Genomic DNA, 19,092 nt, shown 5'->3' with positions numbered 1-19,092 from the left:
GGAGCAAGAATACACAAGCAAAAGATAGACTTAGAAAGATATAGCATGGTTCAGTCTCAACCATTTTACAGGCATAAAAAAAGGGGAAGCTTGGCTGCTCCCCCTTTTACCCCTACAACAAAATCAAGCAATAACTATAGGCATTCGTTATTGAATATTTTGTTGCACCACGTTGGCTCTTATAGTTTTACACGGCTTAATCACAGCATAAAATATTCTGTTCGGTCACTCAAATTCGACCCAGTCTCAGACGCTTCTAAAACTGCTAAAATTCTTTAATCATTACTTAGTTTCAAAAAACAAAACTTAGAAACGTTTTTTTCAATTTTGGGATTATATGCTTAAGATTTACACAGATCAAGAAAAATGAACCACATGGTCAAGTTTTATTTTCCATATTATGAAATAGGACTGGATAAAAAAAGGAAGCTTGACCCTTAAAGAATTACTCTATGATCACGCAATTACGGCCTTTTTTCTTAGCTTTGTATAAAAGCTGATCCGCATGTTTAATCACATCTTGTGCATGCCGCTCAGAATTTGATAAAGCTGCGCCTATACTTATAGTGACAGACACACCTTTATAGACATCTTTTTTACTATCATAGATATCGACCATTTGTGAGGCGATAGACTCTCTTACCCCTTCTAATGCAGATAATATGTCCTCTTTCTTTTTATGGGCAAAAACGATAGCAAATTCTTCTCCACCGTATCTAAAGGCTTTACCTCCAGACGTGACTTTATCCATATTATTCGCCACACTTTTTAACACGAGATCCCCCATGTCATGACCATAGGTATCATTAAACTTCTTAAAGTGATCAACATCTAACATAGCGATAACATAGTGTTTTGATAAACCTAATAATTTTTCATTCAATGCTCTTCGACCAGGTAACTGAGTTAACTCGTCAACATAAGCCATTTTGTGGCTATCAATTAATAAATAAATACACCAGATAACAAATACCCCCGTATGCATTAGGGCTGCTTGCTTACTATTAAGTGATAAAAAATGCATCAAAGCGATAAGGAGTAAGGACACTAAAATAGCGCCACTGAAGGTATCTGATTTAAGCCACCATTTACTTGCTAAAAAAGCCAGACTAATCACAAAAGTCAAAGTAAAAAAGGCTAATGCAAAACTAAAACTTTCTATATTAATTAGGTAGAGCGAGATTCCAGGGATTTTTATCCATGCTTCTGCCAATGCCATACACCACAATAGTTGCATAGCAACAAAGATAATGCGGTTTACAGCAAAACGGTTAAAAAAACCTCTCTCTTGTAATTGGCTAACAAGAGCTAAATTTAAACTCGTCAAGAGGAGATAGACTGATACATTATTTTTATTGCCTAAATTATCAATAGGCAATAGAGGCAACATAAGGATCAAGCACACTATAAGGACTAAACCCTTATTAAAATGCCATGCCAGTAATATAACAAGACTAGAAAAAATATAAGGAAGCCATTCCAACAAGGCTAACCAAACCGCGGGGATCTTATCCACATAAACGCTCAGGTACAAACTCAATAGAGCAATCACTGAAGGGATAAATAGACTTGTAAATCGTGATGTCATAGATACTCTTATAACCTACTTTTACCCTTTAAAGGCTAAAACAAGTTTCGAACGTCAAGCTTAAAATAAATTGAATTTAACCACACCCACTCTTGATAAGCACTCTAGAGACCCCCATTGTGCGATTAAAATCGGTTAAAAATTGTGAAGCTTAGGTTTTATCTTCATGCTTTGAAGCAAATTTCCAGAAAATTACAATAAATAAAGCATTACATAAGGATGCTTTGAAGCTTTTTTATATTGATTAAGAAACCTACGGATAAGCCCCCTACCTTAGCGGGTGAATAGCAGACTCTAGATGTATAGCGAAGGGCGCTACTTAAAAGCGACGCTAATGATAAGATCTTCAACTTAAAGGTAGGACTTTTATACCACGTATTTCGGGCCCTAGAAGAACACCTATACGGCATTTCAGCACTCATCCACTACATTCCCCTACTCAAAAGGGGTCTAAATTACGTCAAATTGACACCTTGCTTGATACATTTTTATCGCAAACCTGACAAGAACAAACTAAGAAAAAGAAACTTAACCGCAGGCACCTAATGTGGACTTTTTAATCTTGGCACCAACAAGGTCTATAAAATGTCATGAATTTTGGCGATAATATGTACTCAGGTTCAGCATGATTGATCTTTCGATCAATATATTTGTTTACTCTTGCTCAAAATAGGTTTGTTATCTTTATGGACAGAAAAATTCTTTGGCTAATTTCTATTGCTGTCGTACTAGTTCTTTGGTTCAAGTTGGGCGATAAGCCCGCCCCTGACGAACAAGAAGTCACTCAGTCCCAAGAGGCTGAACCATTACTTGAGAACCAACTTGTGATTAACAAGGCAACACCTTTTCAGCCGATGCCTGTGAAACCTGATTTTGCAAAGATTCAAGATATTAAACAAAGAAAAGAAACCTTCTTTCAATTTTTAGTGCCCTTTGCCGCAGAAAAGAATGCTTTATTGATTCGAGATAGAAATGAATTAACACGCATCATTCACAATGCGGAACCACCAACACGAGAAGAAAAAAGATGGCTTGCGGCACTAAGAAAAATATTCAAACTAAAAAAAGTCGGTGTTTATACGCCAGAAAACCTAGCTGAGTTATATCCTCACCTAGATATCATTCCTGAATCCCTTGTTTTAGCTCAAGCGGCAAATGAGTCCGCTTGGGGGACTTCACGTTTCGCACTAAAAGGTAATAATTATTTTGGGCAATGGTGCTTTAAAATAGGCTGTGGCTTAGTACCAGAATCTCGTGATGAAGATGCAGACCATGAAGTACAAAAATTTAAAAGCGCTAGAGAGTCTGTTTATGCTTATATCGATAATTTAAACTCAAATGCAGCTTATAGATCGCTAAGAAAAGAGCGCGCAAAACTCAGAGAAGAAAACAAAAACATTACTGGAGTAGATCTGGTATCAGGCTTGCTATCTTATTCACAACGAGGCCAAGCTTATGTTGAAGAAATAAAATCTCTTATTAGCTATAACAAGCTAGCACGCTTTGATCAGGAAATTGAAAAGGTAAGCACAGCCAAATAACCTAAAAACATAACAGACAAAAAGACAAATACAGGTGAATTATAAACCATTAAATTCATTAACTTATTTTTGAATTCAAGGTGGCTAAGCATTATCGGCTTTATTACAATGACACCACTTTAATTCATATTTGAATCGAGGAAATTGAATTGGCACGTTTACCTGTTATTGTTGGATTTGGCGGAATTAACCCGGCTGGTCGCACATCTTCACACCAAGCATACCGCCGTATTGTTTTTGACTTATTACCTAAATCAATCCAGCAAGAGGTATTATTAGATCTAGCTACGCTTACTAATACCGCTCATTTCCATCATGGTCATTGGTATAAAGGTGATGTTCAAACGAATACGCCTGAAGAACTATTAGATATCATCAGTGATGAGGTTTTAACAAAAACCTTAATAAGAAGAATTCATCCTTCTCTATTTGATGTCGACAAAGTCAATATTCATAAAAGCACTTCTTTATTACCTAACACAGAAGGTGAAAGCATTAGCTTCACTATTAAAACTCGCTCTATTCCTGATGACCTTCCTTCACAATGGCAGGTTAAAGCACTGTCAGATAATCTTAGTGAAGTCGTTATAAATGGTAATTTGGAAGCCTTTGTTAAGGACAGCAAATCATTAAGTGTCAAAGCAGCAGGTCAGTTGCCAACAGGCTTTGACCCAGCCAAGCTATATCAATCTCGCAACCATCCACGTGGCTTGCAAATGACGGTTTACGGCGCTTCAGATGCCTTGTCTAGTAGCGGTATTCCATGGCAAACAATTAGAGATACTGTTGCGCCTGACCAGGTCGCTGTTTATGCAGCTAACTCTATTGGTCAAATGGATGATTTAGGTTTTGGTGGTATGCTGAAATCTGCTCTTATAGGTAAGCGCACTACCTCTAAGCATTTACCATTAGGTTATGCTCAAATGCCTGCAGATTTCGTTAACGCTTATGTATTAGGCAGTGTGGGTTCAATAGGAACCTCTATTGGTGCCTGTGCTACTTATTTTTTCAACTTAGAAAAAGCGGTTGAAGGTATCAAGTCAGGTAAAACACGCGTTGCTATTGTCGGTGGCAGTGACGCACCTATCACGCCAGAAGTAATTGAAGGCTTTAGGACTATGGGAGCATTAGCTGAAGACAGTGCTCTCCTAGCGCTTGATGCAATCAAAGATCAGAAAGAACCTGATCATACTCGCAGCTGTCGTCCTTTTGGTAATAATGTTGGCTTCACTATCGGTGAATCTAGCCAGTGGACACTTCTAATGGATGATGCCCTAGCAATAGAGCTTGGAGCACAAATATTTGGTTCAGTGCCAGCCGTTTACGCTTATGCAGATGGCCATAAGAAGTCCATTTCAGCACCAGGTATTGGTAACTATCTGACCATGGGCAAAGCCATGGCGTATTTACAAAAAATCATTGGCGAAGATGGTTTGAAAAACCATACTTTCATTCAAGCTCATGGTACAAGTACACCTCAAAACAGAATCACCGAATCCCATGTCTTAAGCCAAGTAGCAACAAGCTTTAATGCAGAGAATATACCAGTAACGGCAATGAAAGCTTTTATTGGCCATTCTCAAGGGACAGCAGGTGGTGACCAACTTCACTTATCATTAGGTGTTTGGGAACATGGTATTTTACCAGGCTTCACAACCACTCAAAGTATCGCAGATGATGTTTATACTGATGGGCTGAAGTTCCAGCTTAAACATGAAGTTTATGGCAAAGACCACTTCCAAGGTGCATTATTAAACTCAAAAGGCTTTGGTGGTAATAATGGCACTGCCGTACTTCTATCACCGAAGAAAACCATGGAAATGCTTGAGAAACGCTATGACAAGGCAAGCTTAGAAAGTTATCAATCAAAGCTTGTTAAAACTAAAGAAGCGGCTCAAGACTATCATCAAGCAGCTATCCACGGAGAAAGCCAACCCATTTATCATTTTGGTAAGGATGTGCTTTCTGGATATGATCTCGAAATGAGCGCTGACGCAATTAAGATGCCGGGGTATCTTAACCCTGTTGACTTAGATGTCGATAATGAATTTTCAGATCTGGTTTAGCTCCTAGCTAAATTTTTAAACCTAAAAAAACCAGCTAAAAGCTGGTTTTTTTAGGTTTGTCCTCAGGATCAACCTTTAAAAATTGACCGAGATGAACGCGAAAAGGGAAGAATAATAGCATTCAGCAAAGTAGCAACAGCACTAAAAGCTAGAGTATAAATTTGTACATCTAATGATAAATCAAACAATAAATGAGTAATTACAACATTAGGTAATACGCAAAAAAGCCATAATGAAATAGCAACAGCTCCCATCTCCCAACGAGAGCTTGAACGTAACCTACTGATTAACCAAGCATAAAAATAAACAAATGACACAACACAAGCTAAAGCAGTTAATGCTAAGCTAATATCAGGTTGAATCGAAATAAGTGGAGTTGGTGCAGCAGTTAACCAGAAAAAACCAAATGCCATCTGGGTTAATATACTAATAAATATCATTTTATGATTTATTTTATACACCTTTAACGCCCCGTTATTCGTTCTTAATGGTTCAGTTTCAGTCTGCCAGAACTAATTCATTTGATAAAGATCTTTCACTAAGTTCCTTAAACTTGCTCGCCAAGGTCGCTGCTTTACCCCAAAATGGTTAAAAATTTTACGACAAGAAAGAGATTGTTTTCTTAATAGCGTTAAATCTGTGACTTCAGCTTCACTAGAATTCGTTGATTGTAAGCTTGCTTGAAATTGAATATTAAATTGAGATGCATTAGTTAATACAGCTTCCCCAAAACCAAACCAGCTAATGTCTTCAGCACAAGAGTAGTGGTAAACGCCTGAGTTTTTAGCCCCAAAATGCCTTTGCTTAATCAAAGAGAATGCAACCCTCACTAAATCTGAGATAGGAGTTGGATTACCAAGCAAATCATCCTCAAGTAAGACAGGTTCGCCAAGTTTTAATTTAGCTAATGTACTGGCAACAAAATCTTGCTGTTTACAACCAAACAGCCAACCACTCCTAAGCACAATATTATTACTATCACTTAAAACCAGTTGTTCAATTTCAGCAAGCTGCTGTCCTTTAGTAGATTTCGCGTCGGGTTCCTCATTCTCGTCATACGCTGTCCCCTTATCGCCAGAAAAGACTTCAACACTACTTAGCATAAACATGCTAACGTCAGCATCTTGCAGCATATGGTTACAGGCTTTTATTTGAGCGAAGTCGTCTGTATTTGCACCTATACTTAACGCATCAAGTACAACATCATACTTATTAAAGCTATCAACTGAGAATTGAGTCTGATAGAAGCTTTCTTGAGTTAAAGAAGTCAAAGAAAACTCAGCAAGTTCTTCGGAAAAGCTTATAAGCTCTTCACCAATATTAGTATCGCTACCTAGCAATAAGATCTTAATTGGGGCATTGATGTCTTTTTCGTTAGGCAAGTCTACTTTCCTCTAATTCCAGTTTTTAAACAATTTCATAATATTAACAGATGTATAATCTGCTATCTCACTCACTTCTTGTTCTCTCAGTTCAGCAATAACATGAGCAACTTTAGTAATATTGACAGGTTCATTTCGCAAGCCTTGCAAACCAGACAGTGGCATATCCGGAGAGTCAGTTTCTAAAACAAAGTGCTGATCCGATAGACCTTTTAACATACGTCTAGTTTTCTGAGCTCTTGGGTAAGTTACACTACCACCAATACCTAATAACAAACCTTGCTCTATAAAACGTTTCGCTTGCACTTCACTGCCAGTAAAAGCATGAAGAATGCCACCAACTAATGAGTACTTTTTCAATATAAGTAATAATTCGTCATAGCTTTTTCTCGCATGAAGAATCACAGGCAAATGTAAGTTTTGCGCGATGTCTAACTGCCTAAGTAAAAAGCGCTTTTGGATCTCATGATTGACACTTCCAGGCCAATAATCAAGTCCTATCTCACCAATCGCAATGGCACCATTTTCAGCGGCAAACGCTTCTAAAAAATCTAAGTTTGCAAACTTTTCCTGAGCCAAAAAATAAGGGTGAATACCATATGCAGCTCGGATAGAAGAACGAGCAGTTTTTAACTCACAGACTCTCTGCCAACTTTGGTAACTTATTGATGGCACAACAAAGGCTTGTACATTTTCGGCATAAGCTCGCGCAATGACAAGATCAAGGTCTGGCTCAAAATCAATAAAGTCTAAATGGCAATGGCTATCAATAAACATCAATCTAGACTAACTCAAGCAGGTGACGACCACTAGACCATTTAGCGCGATTAATAACGAAAAAAGCCGCTAAAGCGGCTTTTTTCGTTAATCATTGAACTGATTAAGCATAAAACGTCATTAACGAGTCGGTCCAGCAGCAAGAATGCTGTCAGAAACACCTTCAAACTTAGTAAAGTTATCAACAAACTGGCCAATCAAATCTTGTGCTTGTGCGTCATAGGCTGCTTTATCTTCCCAAGTGTTTCTTGGGTTTAATAATACAGAGTCAACGCCTTCAACCTGCTTAGGGACAGCAAGATTAAGCTTATCTAGTTGCTCTAATTCAGCATTTTCTAGAGCGCCAGTTTGAATCGCAGAGATAACAGCACGTGTCGTTGGAATGCTAAAACGCTTACCACCTTTACCATGAGCACCACCGGTCCAACCTGTATTTACTAGGTAAACTTTACTGCCGAACTCTTCAATGCGCTTAATTAATAGCTCAGCATATACGTGAGCAGCACGAGGGAAGAAAGGTGCACCAAAACAAGTAGAGAAAGTCGATTTAATGCCGCTACCTGCACCCATTTCTGTTGAACCAACCAAAGCTGTATAACCGCTAAGGAAATGATATGCCGCAGCTTCTTTTGTCAAAACAGATACTGGAGGTAATACACCTGTCAAATCACATGTTAAAAAGATAATCGCATTTGGCTCACCGGCACGGTTACCAGCAGCACGTTTTTCAATATGTTCACGAGGGTATCCAGCACGGCTATTTTGGGTAAGAGAAGTATCAGCGTAATCTGCCACACGAGACTCTTTATCTAATACGACATTCTCTACTATGGTGCCAAATTTAATTGCTTTCCAAATAAGAGGTTCATTTTTCTCAGAAAGGTCAATACATTTTGCGTAGCAACCGCCTTCAATATTGAAAACAGTATCTTTACCCCAACCATGCTCATCATCACCTATCAAAAAGCGCTCAGGATCAGCTGATAACGTTGTTTTACCTGTGCCAGATAAACCAAAGAATAGAGTAACATCGTCATCAGCACCTACGTTAGCAGCACAATGCATAGGTAATACATCTTTTGCTGGTAACAAATAGTTTTGCACAGAGAACATCGCTTTTTTCATTTCACCGGCATAACGCATACCAGCTATCAAAACTTTTTTTGCTGCAAAGTTCAGAATAACGCAACCATCAGAGTTAGTACCATCACGCTCAGGCTCACATACAAAGCCTGGTGCATTAATAATTTGCCATTCACCTTTAGACGCTGGGTTATAAGTCTCCGGACGAATAAATAGATTACGTCCAAACAAATGATGCCATGCAGTTTCGGTACGCATAATTACGGGTAAATAATGCTCATCACCAGCACCAACATGAATATTGGATTCATAAGAGTTTTTAGCATTTAAATAAGTTTCTACACGTTCCCACAATGGAGCAAACTTTGCTTCAGAGAAAGGGCGGTTTACAGGTCCCCAATGTATGGAATCTTTACTAGACGCTTCTTCAACAATAAAACGATCCATCGGAGAACGACCAGTACGAGCACCAGTTTCAACGACTAAAGCGCCATTATCTGCTAGTTGCCCTTCTCCATTTGCCAATGCTTGCTCAACAAGCGCCGGCGTATTTAGGTTTTTTTGAATCTTTGGAAGCTCAGTTGCCGAACTCATTTTTAGTTTTCCTCTATGAACTTAACGAATCTTAGTTCGTCTTTTTAATGTGCTGATGCCTATTGATTTTTATAGTAACAAATCAATATAAAAAAAAATATTGTTAGATCAATTTGTTATTTTATTTCAGCACCTACAAGAAAAATGTAATCCAAATGTAACCATATGATTTATATAGCTTTATAATATCAATATTAGAATTTGGCAATTATCTAAAGATCAATATATTTATCAAAAATAATTTTTATAACTCATATTTTTTACATTTTTGTTGTTTTATTACTTTTGTGGCTTGGTTTATATGATTTTTATACTTTTGATGTTTTATTACCTTTTTTCTGACCAAAAAGTCAGCATTTAGTTACTAAAATCGCTTAAATTCTTAAAATTTAACTTAAATTAAGTTTTTTTCATTTCATGCCCTGATATATGACGTATATCACCACATCTTCGTGGTAAAATTTGCACCTGAATCCCCCTCCCCCCACACAAAGTAGATCAAAATTTATGGTTAATATGATTCAGGACTGCAATATAGGATTTATTGGATTAGGTGTTATGGGCAAAAATCTTGCCCTCAATTTAGCCGATCATGGCTATCGTGTTGCAGGCTTCGATCTAGACACTAAGAAAGTAGAGGATGTACTTTCAAGTGAAATTGCTGAACGTCCAGCAGATGTAGAAAAAGCAAGAATCATTGGCTGTGATTCTCTTAAAGAAATGCTTGGTCATCTAGTCACACCAAGAGTGATAGTTCTTTTGGTTCCAGCAGGCCAACCTGTTGATGATGTTTGTCGAAACTTAATTCAAGCAGGACTAGAACCAAATGATATCGTTGTTGACTGTGGCAATAGTCAGTGGACGGATACCATTCGTCGTGAAGCAGAATATAAACATCAGCTAAAGTTTTTCGGAACAGCAGTATCAGGTGGTGAAGTTGGAGCACGTTTCGGCCCATCTTTAATGCCAGGTGGTGACGCGGAATCTTGGCAATACTTAAAGCCTATGTGGGAAGCTGTATCCGCTAAGGTGGATGAAGACGGTAAACCAATCGAAACCAGAACACCTGGCAAGCCGATTTTTGATGGGGAGCCTTGTACCGCATACCTTGGGCCGAATGGTGCGGGACACTATGTAAAAATGGTTCATAATGGTATCGAGTATGCCGATATGCAGCTTATATGTGAAGCCTACCATCTTCTTCGCTCCATCTTAGGCTATAGTCCGAAACAAATAGGCAAACTATTTGAAAAGTGGAACCAAGGGGTTTTAAACAGTTACCTAGTAGAAATTACGGCAGATATCTTGCAACAGGATGATATCAAAACAGGAGAACCTCTGGTTGACCTGATATTAGATAGTGCCGGTCAAAAAGGAACAGGGCGTTGGACAGCCATTAGTGCAACTCAAATGGGTGTCCCAGCGGGCATTATCAGTGAAGCCGTTTACTCAAGAGCGTTGAGTACATTAACAAGCCAGAGATACCAAGCAGCAAGTACTCTTGTGGGTATTACAGACCTTGCGGACGTTAATACTGAACATGTTGAAGCCAGTATTCATGATGCACTCTACAGTGCAAAAATTTGCGCTTACGCTCAAGGTTTTCAAATTATGCGCGCAGCTCAAGCTGAGTATGATTGGAAGCTCAATTTTGTCGATATCGCAAAGATTTGGCGTGGCGGCTGTATTATTCGCGCTTCTTTCTTGCAGAAAATTGCAGACGCTTTTACTGAAGAGCCTGAACTGGATAATCTGTTACTGTCTGATTACTTCGCAGATCAATTAGAAGAAAGACAAGTAGGTTTAAGAAACTCAGTTGTTTTAGCTGCACAGTCAGGGATTCCAGCACCAACTTTCTTTTCTGCGCTTGCTTATTTTGATGGTTATCGCTCTGAAGTATTGCCAGCAAACCTCTTACAGGCACAAAGAGATTACTTCGGCGCTCATACCTATGAAAGAGCAGACTCGTCAAGAGGTGAAAAGTTTCACACTCATTGGCAACAAGAAGGTCGCCCTGAAACGAAAGTAAAATAAGTACTCATTCTTTGTAAATGATTAAAAAAGGCGCTTTGAGCGCCTTTTTTAATCATTAATTTAGAGTGCAAAGTTTATTCTACATCACGCATTTAGTTTTTCTTTTCGTCTAGTTTATCTACTGAAGTTAATACACCTCTTAACATACCCACCTCTTGTTGATCCAACTGAGCACGCTGAAATAGACGCCTAAAACGCGTCATAGCTTGTCGCGGTGCTTTAGGATCTAAAAATTCGGTTTTAGATAATACGGATTCCAAATGAGTTAACATATGATCAAGTTGCTCACTCGTTGCTGCTGGTACATCCCATTTAGAAGCAACAATAGGTGCATCCTTCTGTGCAAGAAGGCGCATTCGAAGTTCGTAAGCAATCACTTGTACTGCAGCCCCTAAATTTAAAGAACTAAAACTTTCTACAGAAGGGATATGAACATGATAATGACAGCGTTGTAACTCCTCATTTGTTAGCCCCCTGTCCTCACGACCAAATACAAATGCGGACTCTAAACTTTCTTCATGAACCATATCTGCTGCTTGTCTAGGATCAACTAAAGGCCAAGGGATATGCCTTTCTCTAGCACTTGTACCGACTACTAACTGGCAGTCTGCAATAGCTTCTTCCAATGTATCTACAACAACAGCATTTTCTAAAATGTCAGTCGCACCTGACGCTCGACTATTAGCTTCATCACTTGGAAAAACTTTCGGTGCAACAAGATACAGTCTAGCTAGCCCCATATTTTTCATTGCTCTAGCTGCTGCGCCAATATTACCTGGATGGGAAGTGTTAACTAATACAATACGTACCTTATTCATTTAGAAATATGCTCTTTTCACTGGATGACTTTCAATCAATTAAATTTGATGACATTTTGCAGGGAAGCTTCGATTAAGTCACCTCTTCTCAGTCTTCTCAGAAAAAGTGTCGAACAAGGCGTCACTTTGACGTAATGTAGGCACCTTTCAAGAAGGGACAACACATGAAAGACCCGAAGGACGTGCCCTAAAAGCCTTATCTAGTAAGTTGAGAGCCTTATCAATAGAGTAACTATTAGTTGTAACTCTCGCCTTAAATCTCAGGCGTTTTATTCACACGCTGAGACGGAAGGATTTATTCGCAGCTTCCCTAGGCATAATAGCAGATCATCTTACTTGAGTAAGCAATGACTAAATGAAATTAAACCTTGCATTGTTTAATTTTTAAACAAAACACCCTAGTCATAGACGCCATAATCGGATAGAATCCGCGCCATCTTTCTGCCTTTCACTTTGAGCTTATTTAACTCACAAAATTCGGCTGAAACGCTCTTTAACACTTTTCCGATAGCTTATTGACTTCAGGTCTTCTGACGTCTCTTTTAAATGTAATGGTATTGTATGCAACCTCGAATTAATGTCGCTCTAAAAGCAGCTCGCGCTGCAGTTGATTTTATCCTCCACGTACAAGAGAAAATCTTGTTTGATAAAGAACAGGGACAAAACCCTGAACAAGCATACAAAGATATTTGTATTGGTGCTGAAAAAACAATTGTTCACACTTTAGCAAAAGCATACCCAACAGAGACCATTACAACTCGCTTGCAAGGTGAAGTGCAAACAGGCGAAAAAGGTGAGTGGATTATTGATGCAATTCAAGGTCAACACCTATTTTCTCGCAACCTTTCAGGCCATGCACTAACAATAAGCTATGTTGAAAATGGAAAAGTTGAGCATGCACTTCTGATCAATTCATCAACCCGTGATGAGTTTTACGCCAGTAAAGGTCGTGGTGCTTATTTAAACAACTCACGTATTCGCACATCATCAATTGGTTCTATTGAGAACAGTACACTTGGTAGCCAATTCCCAGGTACTGATAAACTTTCTAGCCAAATTACTAGCCAGTTCAATACACTAAAAGAAGTTGCTGAAAAAGGCGCACGCGTTATGATGCAAGACTGCCCAGCGCTTATGCTTGCTAACGTTGCTGCAGGTAAACTTGATGCAGTATGGGCGATGAAATTATATGATTGGGAAACACAAGCGCCACTATTCATCGCGAAAGAAGCTGGCTGCCTATTTTCTGATTTCCAAGGCTCACCAAGTGTGAATGATACTGTTTTATGCGCAAACCCACGTTTATTCAAGAGCCTATTACCTGTTCTTAATAAACACTTCTAATGGGTTACAAGCCTTATTAGAAAGCAAAAAAAACCAGCTAAATGCTGGTTTTTTTTATTCTAAACTTATTTGCGCTTATAGAGGTTTTCATAACAATAGTTAGTGGCTTCAACAAAGCCATCCACACTACCGCAATCAAAACGTCGACCTTTAAATTTATAAGCCATCACACAGCCTTCTTTGGCCTGCTGCATAAGTGCATCTGTAATTTGCACCTCACCATTACGCCCTGGTGGTGTCGTTTTTAGCTTTTCAAAAATATCTGGTGTTAAGATATATCGCCCAATAATAGCCAGGTTAGAAGGAGCTTCATCAATTGCAGGCTTTTCAACCATATCAGTGACTCGATATAAACCGTCACCCATACTCTCTCCGGCGATCACACCATATTTATTAACTTCGTCAGCAGGTACTTCTTCAATTGCCACAATCGAACAGCGAAATTGATTATAGAGCTTAACCATCTGCTCTAAAACACCCTCTTGACTCTCTTCTTCCATAATACAAAGGTCATCAGCAAGCACAACCCCAAAGGCTTCTTCGCCAATCAGTGGTTCTCCCGTTAAAATTGCATGACCTAAACCTAGCATTTGATTTTGACGAATATATGAAAAATTTACATTATTAATCAAGTGACGAATATCCACTAGATATTCTTCTTTACTAGTTCCTGCAATTTGATGCTCTAATTCGTAACTTGTATCAAAGTGATCAGCAATAGCACGTTTACCACGACCCGTGACAAAGGTCACATTATTGAGTCCTGCTTGAGCGGCTTCCTCAACACCATATTGCACCAAAGGCTTATTAACAATTGGTAGCATTTCTTTGGGCATAGATTTGGTTGCTGGTAAAAAACGAGTGCCATAACCCGCAACAGGAAATAAGCATTTACGAATCATATTGAATCCTTTTGTTTGATTGCAGGAAGTCTAACAAAATTCACTTTAAAATAAATACGAAAAATTTGCTTTCATGAGACTAACCTAGAATAAAGCGCATTAAGTTAGAGACATACCTGCTTGCTTAACAACGGTATCTGTTAATTCATTTAGAATATCTGAATCAAGTCCACACCAATGCCAATAAAGCGGCACTTTTAACACCTTATTGGGAAACAGCTCAACTAAGCTCTTATCTTTCAATTCCTGCTTAACCTGTATTCTTGGCACTAAAGCACATACAGAATGGCTTAGTAGCATATGCACAAACCCTTGAGTAGAAGGTAGCCAATGACTTGGACCTGCATGCTCCTTCAGGCCTAGTACTTCATTTTGATAGCTTGACCAAAGCTGATCACTTTCATCAAAAATGAGTGCGGGAACATGATGTATATCCTTAGGACTATATTTTTCCCCCAAATATTGATGAACAAATTCAGGGCTAGCCGCCAAAATATACTCCATAGTCCCAAGATAAAGAGATTGCCCACCAGCAACACAAGAGCCGACATCACTCAATGCTGCTACAACTTCCCCTTTTTTTAACAGATCTCGCGTTTGGCTTTGATCAGCAACCTTAGTTTGTAGGCGTCGGCTCTTCTCTTTAGAAAAGTCACTAATTACTTCAATAAACCAAGTTGCCAAACTGTCATTATTAATCGCTATTGGCAGGCATTGCAGACTTTTATCACCATAGGATTCTTGAATAAGTGCCTGCTCCATTAACTGCACTTTAATAAAATGCATATTTAGCTTCTTACCTAGATCAGTCAACCTAAGTGGCTTTTCCCTGATTAATAAAACACTATTATAAGATTGTTCTAAACGTTTAATTTTTTGTGATACCGCCGACTGAGTTAAACCTAAAGCCTCACCAGCTTTCTCAAATCCTTGTGACTCAACAACCTGCCTTAAACACTCAATTGCCTTGTAATCCATAAGCTCCCAACATTAGTTTTATTACTTAATCATTATTTATATTAATTACATTTATATATCGCCTATTGTTATTCTTCCAGCGGTTTTTAGCCTTATGGCATTTGACATTAGCTAGTGGAGCAAACAAATGAGCGCAGCTTTTCTCAGTGGTTTTATTACAGGTGGAGGCTTAATTATTGCAGTTGGAGCCCAGAACGCATTCTTATTAGAGCAGGCTTTAAAGCGACATTGGGCTCTAAGTATTGCTATCCTTTTTATGATAAGTGATGCCTTATCTATCTCTCTGGGTGCTTTGGGAATTGGTGCACTAATCAAGTCTTATCCTATTTTACTCGAGATAACTCGAATTGCAGGTGTACTCTTTTTAACCTATTTTGGTCTCTCAAGAATTAAAGCATCTTTTGCAAACGAAGCGCTCTTACTGAGTAAAGCAAAGGCTAAGCTACCTTTAGGGTTATTATTAACAACAGCAATGGCTGTGACTTGGCTAAACCCTCACTTTTACCTAGATACTTTAATCTTAATGGGCAGCTTAGCGAATCAATGGCAGGACAACACCTACCAATTTATCATGGGTGGAGTGAGTGCATCAGTATTATGGTTTTTAACTCTGACTTTAATTGGTAGATTATTAGCACCATATTTAGAGAAAGCCAGCTTCTGGCGCTGGTTAAATAGATTTAACGGCACACTCGTTATCTTCATAGCCATCCAAATAACTTTAATGTCCTTTCCTGAATAGGGCCATTTAACCTCTTCAATTAAATTTCCCCATAAAAAAAAGCATAAACCTTGTCGTAAAGTTTATGCTTTTTCAGAATCATTAAAATGACCTAATGGAAATTAACTATCATTAGATGAAAAATGCTTACCTAATAGCGCATGGTAAAAATCGTGATCTCCAAGTACACCGACTACAGAGCCTTCCTTTTGCAATAAAAGAGGTTGTTGTGTTTGGTATCTCACTTCTACCGCATCACGCATATTAATATCTGACGGCGCTAGCACGACACTTCCTAAAGCAAGTTTATTAATCTCTAGTCCTTGAGCCCAATCAACAACAAGATGAGAGCCTTCAGTGCTATCAACAGATTCGAGCTTTCCTTCTGCTGACAATGCAAAGTTAAGCCCTTTTTCCGCTTGATAAGTACCACTTTCATTTTGAAGTTTCTCAATCGGTGTCATCAAAGAGTCACCTTTAAGTACATTCAGCGGGTTAGTATGTGCGACAAACTTTTCAACATAAGGAGTCGCTGGGTTCAGCACTATCTGCTCTGGAATATCTTCCTGAATGATATTAGCAGACTCCATAATTGCGATTTTTGTGCCAATTTTTAGCGCTTCGTCCAAGTCATGACTTACGAAAACAATAGTTTTATTTAGCGTTTTTTGCAGTTCGATCAACTCATCTTGTAACTGAGTACGGATGAGAGGATCAAGTGCTGAAAAAGGCTCATCCATTAAAAGTACATCTGTATCCATAGCAAAAGCACGAGCAAGTCCAACACGTTGGCGCATGCCGCCCGATAGTTCATCAGGTTTTTTATCTGCCCATTGATCCAAACTCACCATTTTTAGCTGTTGCATGGCTTTTTCTAAACGTTCAGCCTTTGCCATGCCTTGCATTTCTAGACCAAAGGCAACATTTTCAAGTACCGTTAACCATGGCATCAAAGCAAAACTTTGAAATACCATAGATACCCTATGAGTACGCATATGTCGCATGGTTGCTTCATTACAAGTCGCCATATCAACCATTTCATCACCATCACGAACAAGACACTTACCACGAGCAACTTTATTTAAGCCGTTTAATGTTCTCAACAAGGTTGATTTACCTGATCCAGATAACCCCATGAGGACACAAATTTCACCCTCATTTACCTCAATCGTTGCATTCTGAACACCAACAACATCGCCGGTTTCACCTAAAATCTGCTCTCGATTTTTACCTTGATCCATTAAGCTTAAAGTAGCCGCTTGATTATCACCAAAGACAACATCTAAGTTTTGAATACTGATAACAGCCATGCTTATTCCTCTTTACCGCTAGATGGAGATTTACAAATTCGATCGAGCATAATTGCCACTAATACAATCGCAATGCCTGCTTCAAAACCTTGTGAAATATTCACTGTATTCAAGGCACGAATAACTGGTTTACCAAGCCCATCTGCACCAACAAGTGCTGCGATTACCACCATAGAGAGCGATAACATAATACACTGAGTAATACCTGCCATTATGTTAGGCATAGCGGCTGGCAACTCAACTTTATAAAGCAGCTTAGATTTAGTACAACCAAAGGCTAAACCTGCTTCAATTAACTCATTTGGTACCTTACTAATCCCTAAATATGTCAAACGAATAGGCGCTGCGACAGCAAAAATAATGGTTGAAATCAGGCCAGGAACATAACCTAAACCAAATAAAATTAGCGTTGGAATCAAGTACACAAAAGTCGGGATAGTTTGCATCAAGTCTAGTATTGGTCTCATTATGGTATATAACCAAGGTCTATGAGCTGCTGCAATTCCTAAAGGCACACCAATTAACACACTAATAAAGGTTGCTGATACCACAAGCACCAAAGTTTGAATTGTTTCGACCCAATAGCCTAAGTTCAAAATCAGCAACAAAGCCAAACTAATAAAAACTAATAAGCCAATACTTCTATGTAGGAACCAAGCTCCAACAAGAACAACGGCAATGACGGCCAGTGGGTGCATCCATTCAATTGCACCTACCAAGGTTAAAATTAGGGTTTCTAGTACCTCTGATAAAAAGTCAAAAAATACCCCTGCCACATCGATCAACCAATCGACAAAGGATTCCATCCAGCTTCCGAGTGGTATTTTATTATCCGTAAGCCAGTTCATAATCTTACCTCTGCCAAATTCATTCTCTTACCCTCTGTAAAACTTGGCCCAACCTAAAGTCTCTAAGTTGGGCCATTTTTATATTATTATTCTAATGCTTAATTAAAGACCTAAATGGTTCTTAACAGCACTTATGCCGTTACCACCAGATTGGGTTTTAACTCCATCTAACCATGCATCTAAAGCACCTGGGTTTTTCGCCAACCACTCTTTAGCTGCTAGGCTTGGTTTCTTACCATCATCAAGAATCGCACCCATGATTTCATTCTCCATTGCTAGAGAGAACTCAAGGTTAGTTAGCAACTTGCCTACATTTGGACATTCTGTGGTATAAGATTTACGAACATTGGTATGTACATCTGCGCCACCATAGTTAGGGCCAAAGTAATCATCACCACCCGCTAGATATTCCATTTCGAAGTTGGCATTCATTGGGTGCGGAGCCCAACCTAGGAAAGCGATCCACTTGTTACGACGTGTATTACGCGAAACTTGAGAAAGCATGCCAGCTTCACTTGACTCGACTAACTGAAAGTCACTCAATTCGAACGCATTTGAGTTAATCATGTCTTGGATTATGCGGTTACCGTCATTACCTGGTTCGATACCATAGATACGGCCATTGAATTTTTTCTTGAACTTAGCAAGATCTGCAAAGGTTTTAACGCCAGCATCGTAAGCATTTTTACTTACTGCAAGTGTATATTTTGCGCCTTTTAAGTTAGCTCTTAAATCTTCAACTGTGCCCGCTTTTAAGTAAGGCGCAATATCCGCTTCCATGGTTGGCATCCAGTTACCTAGAAAGACATCAATATCACCATTGGCTAAAGATGTATAAGTAACAGGAACAGACAAGAGTTGAGTTTTGGTTTTATAACCTAGGCCCTGAAGAACTTCAGAGGCAACAGCAGTGGTTGCTGTGATATCTGTCCAACCTACGTCTGAGAAACGAACTGTTGAACATTCAGCCGCGATACCTGCACTTGATACAGCAACGGCTGAGGTTATAAATAGAGACTTACTAACTTTAGATAACATAATTTCCCCTCTTTATTTATGCCCATTGGGCTTAGATAGTATTTCAATCGAGATAAGTCTCGCTTAAA

The 19,092-nt window shown here is 38.9% G+C and carries 16 protein-coding genes; 5 read left to right on the top strand and 11 right to left on the bottom strand.

Annotation, left to right across the window (positions count from 1 at the left end; translation table 11 throughout):
* Nucleotides 1-445 precede the first annotated feature (445 nt).
* Nucleotides 446-1,588, bottom strand: a complete 1,143-nt coding sequence (locus TW85_RS00445; RefSeq protein WP_046015113.1) for a GGDEF domain-containing protein — start codon at nt 1,586-1,588, stop codon at nt 446-448.
* A 686-nt stretch (nt 1,589-2,274) separates the two neighbouring features.
* On the opposite strand from TW85_RS00445, the gene TW85_RS00440 reads away from it, so the two are divergent.
* Nucleotides 2,275-3,129 (top strand): glucosaminidase domain-containing protein, encoded by an 855-nt coding sequence (locus tag TW85_RS00440; RefSeq protein ID WP_046015112.1) that lies wholly within the window; start codon nt 2,275-2,277, stop codon nt 3,127-3,129.
* A 149-nt stretch (nt 3,130-3,278) separates the two neighbouring features.
* Nucleotides 3,279-5,195: a beta-ketoacyl synthase gene (locus tag TW85_RS00435; RefSeq protein WP_046015111.1), complete on the top strand. Its 1,917-nt coding sequence runs from the start codon at nt 3,279-3,281 to the stop codon at nt 5,193-5,195.
* A gap of 68 nt (nt 5,196-5,263) precedes the next feature.
* On the opposite strand, the gene TW85_RS00430 is transcribed toward TW85_RS00435, so the two are convergent.
* The 4 genes from TW85_RS00430 to TW85_RS00415 form a co-directional block, all read right to left on the bottom strand.
* Complete coding sequence (locus tag TW85_RS00430) at nt 5,264-5,656, bottom strand: hypothetical protein (RefSeq protein ID WP_157196866.1); 393 nt, start codon at nt 5,654-5,656, stop codon at nt 5,264-5,266.
* A gap of 51 nt (nt 5,657-5,707) precedes the next feature.
* Entirely contained in the window at nt 5,708-6,577 is an 870-nt protein-coding gene (locus TW85_RS00425; RefSeq protein WP_046015110.1) for a sugar nucleotide-binding protein, read from the bottom strand.
* A gap of 12 nt (nt 6,578-6,589) precedes the next feature.
* Nucleotides 6,590-7,354 carry a TatD family hydrolase gene (locus TW85_RS00420; protein WP_046015109.1) on the bottom strand — a complete coding sequence of 255 codons (765 nt, stop codon included), beginning with the start codon at nt 7,352-7,354 and terminating at the stop codon, nt 6,590-6,592.
* Between the two features lie 120 nt (nt 7,355-7,474).
* Nucleotides 7,475-9,031: a phosphoenolpyruvate carboxykinase gene (locus TW85_RS00415; protein WP_046015108.1), complete on the bottom strand. Its 1,557-nt coding sequence runs from the start codon at nt 9,029-9,031 to the stop codon at nt 7,475-7,477.
* A gap of 507 nt (nt 9,032-9,538) precedes the next feature.
* Between TW85_RS00415 and gndA the strand changes: the two genes are divergently transcribed.
* Nucleotides 9,539-11,065 (top strand): NADP-dependent phosphogluconate dehydrogenase, encoded by a 1,527-nt coding sequence (gene gndA / locus TW85_RS00410; protein WP_046015107.1) that lies wholly within the window; start codon nt 9,539-9,541, stop codon nt 11,063-11,065.
* 92 nt (nt 11,066-11,157) lie between these two features.
* Here the strand turns inward: gndA and TW85_RS00405 are convergent, their stop codons facing one another.
* Nucleotides 11,158-11,883 carry an RNA methyltransferase gene (locus TW85_RS00405; protein ID WP_046015106.1) on the bottom strand — a complete coding sequence of 242 codons (726 nt, stop codon included), beginning with the start codon at nt 11,881-11,883 and terminating at the stop codon, nt 11,158-11,160.
* A 561-nt stretch (nt 11,884-12,444) separates the two neighbouring features.
* Here TW85_RS00405 and TW85_RS00400 point away from each other — a divergent pair.
* A complete protein-coding gene (locus TW85_RS00400) occupies nt 12,445-13,227 on the top strand; it encodes an inositol monophosphatase family protein (RefSeq protein ID WP_046015105.1) in 783 nt (260 codons plus the stop codon).
* 65 nt (nt 13,228-13,292) lie between these two features.
* Here TW85_RS00400 and galU read toward each other — a convergent pair whose 3' ends face one another.
* Both galU and TW85_RS00390 read right to left on the bottom strand, forming a co-directional pair.
* On the bottom strand, nt 13,293-14,129 hold the full coding sequence (gene galU, locus TW85_RS00395; protein ID WP_046015104.1) for a UTP--glucose-1-phosphate uridylyltransferase GalU: 837 nt from the start codon (nt 14,127-14,129) through the stop codon (nt 13,293-13,295).
* A gap of 99 nt (nt 14,130-14,228) precedes the next feature.
* On the bottom strand, nt 14,229-15,107 hold the full coding sequence (locus tag TW85_RS00390; RefSeq protein ID WP_046015103.1) for an ArgP/LysG family DNA-binding transcriptional regulator: 879 nt from the start codon (nt 15,105-15,107) through the stop codon (nt 14,229-14,231).
* A 127-nt stretch (nt 15,108-15,234) separates the two neighbouring features.
* Here TW85_RS00390 and TW85_RS00385 point away from each other — a divergent pair, with 127 nt between their 5' ends.
* Nucleotides 15,235-15,849 carry a LysE family transporter gene (locus TW85_RS00385; RefSeq protein WP_046015102.1) on the top strand — a complete coding sequence of 205 codons (615 nt, stop codon included), beginning with the start codon at nt 15,235-15,237 and terminating at the stop codon, nt 15,847-15,849.
* Between the two features lie 101 nt (nt 15,850-15,950).
* On the opposite strand, the gene choV is transcribed toward TW85_RS00385, so the two are convergent.
* From choV to TW85_RS00370, 3 genes are all read right to left on the bottom strand, one after another.
* Nucleotides 15,951-17,138, bottom strand: coding sequence for a choline ABC transporter ATP-binding protein (choV, locus tag TW85_RS00380; RefSeq protein ID WP_046015101.1), 1,188 nt, complete (start codon nt 17,136-17,138; stop codon nt 15,951-15,953).
* Nucleotides 17,139-17,140: 2 nt separating this feature from the next.
* Nucleotides 17,141-17,986 (bottom strand): choline ABC transporter permease subunit, encoded by an 846-nt coding sequence (choW, locus tag TW85_RS00375; RefSeq protein WP_046015100.1) that lies wholly within the window; start codon nt 17,984-17,986, stop codon nt 17,141-17,143.
* Nucleotides 17,987-18,088: 102 nt separating this feature from the next.
* The gene (locus TW85_RS00370) at nt 18,089-19,024 is read right to left on the bottom strand and encodes a choline ABC transporter substrate-binding protein (RefSeq protein ID WP_046015099.1); all 936 of its coding nucleotides are present in this window, start codon (nt 19,022-19,024) and stop codon (nt 18,089-18,091) included.
* Nucleotides 19,025-19,092: the final 68 nt, after the last annotated feature.

It is taken from the genome of Marinomonas sp. S3726, assembly GCF_000967665.1.
Taxonomy (GTDB): Bacteria; Pseudomonadota; Gammaproteobacteria; order Pseudomonadales; family Marinomonadaceae; genus Marinomonas.
This window is presented reverse-complemented; position numbering and strand designations above follow the sequence as displayed.

Coding starts and splice junctions, on each gene's coding strand:
- TW85_RS00420 (WP_046015109.1), bottom strand. CDS start 7,354: ATGTTTATTGATAGCCATTGCCATTTAGACTTTATTGATTTTGAGCCA.
- TW85_RS00400 (WP_046015105.1), top strand. CDS start 12,445: ATGCAACCTCGAATTAATGTCGCTCTAAAAGCAGCTCGCGCTGCAGTT.
- TW85_RS00405 (WP_046015106.1), bottom strand. CDS start 11,883: ATGAATAAGGTACGTATTGTATTAGTTAACACTTCCCATCCAGGTAAT.
- TW85_RS00440 (WP_046015112.1), top strand. CDS start 2,275: ATGGACAGAAAAATTCTTTGGCTAATTTCTATTGCTGTCGTACTAGTT.
- gndA (WP_046015107.1), top strand. CDS start 9,539: ATGGTTAATATGATTCAGGACTGCAATATAGGATTTATTGGATTAGGT.
- TW85_RS00445 (WP_046015113.1), bottom strand. CDS start 1,588: ATGACATCACGATTTACAAGTCTATTTATCCCTTCAGTGATTGCTCTA.
- TW85_RS00415 (WP_046015108.1), bottom strand. CDS start 9,031: ATGAGTTCGGCAACTGAGCTTCCAAAGATTCAAAAAAACCTAAATACG.
- TW85_RS00390 (WP_046015103.1), bottom strand. CDS start 15,107: ATGGATTACAAGGCAATTGAGTGTTTAAGGCAGGTTGTTGAGTCACAA.
- TW85_RS00370 (WP_046015099.1), bottom strand. CDS start 19,024: ATGTTATCTAAAGTTAGTAAGTCTCTATTTATAACCTCAGCCGTTGCT.
- choW (WP_046015100.1), bottom strand. CDS start 17,986: ATGAACTGGCTTACGGATAATAAAATACCACTCGGAAGCTGGATGGAA.
- choV (WP_046015101.1), bottom strand. CDS start 17,138: ATGGCTGTTATCAGTATTCAAAACTTAGATGTTGTCTTTGGTGATAAT.
- galU (WP_046015104.1), bottom strand. CDS start 14,129: ATGATTCGTAAATGCTTATTTCCTGTTGCGGGTTATGGCACTCGTTTT.
- TW85_RS00385 (WP_046015102.1), top strand. CDS start 15,235: ATGAGCGCAGCTTTTCTCAGTGGTTTTATTACAGGTGGAGGCTTAATT.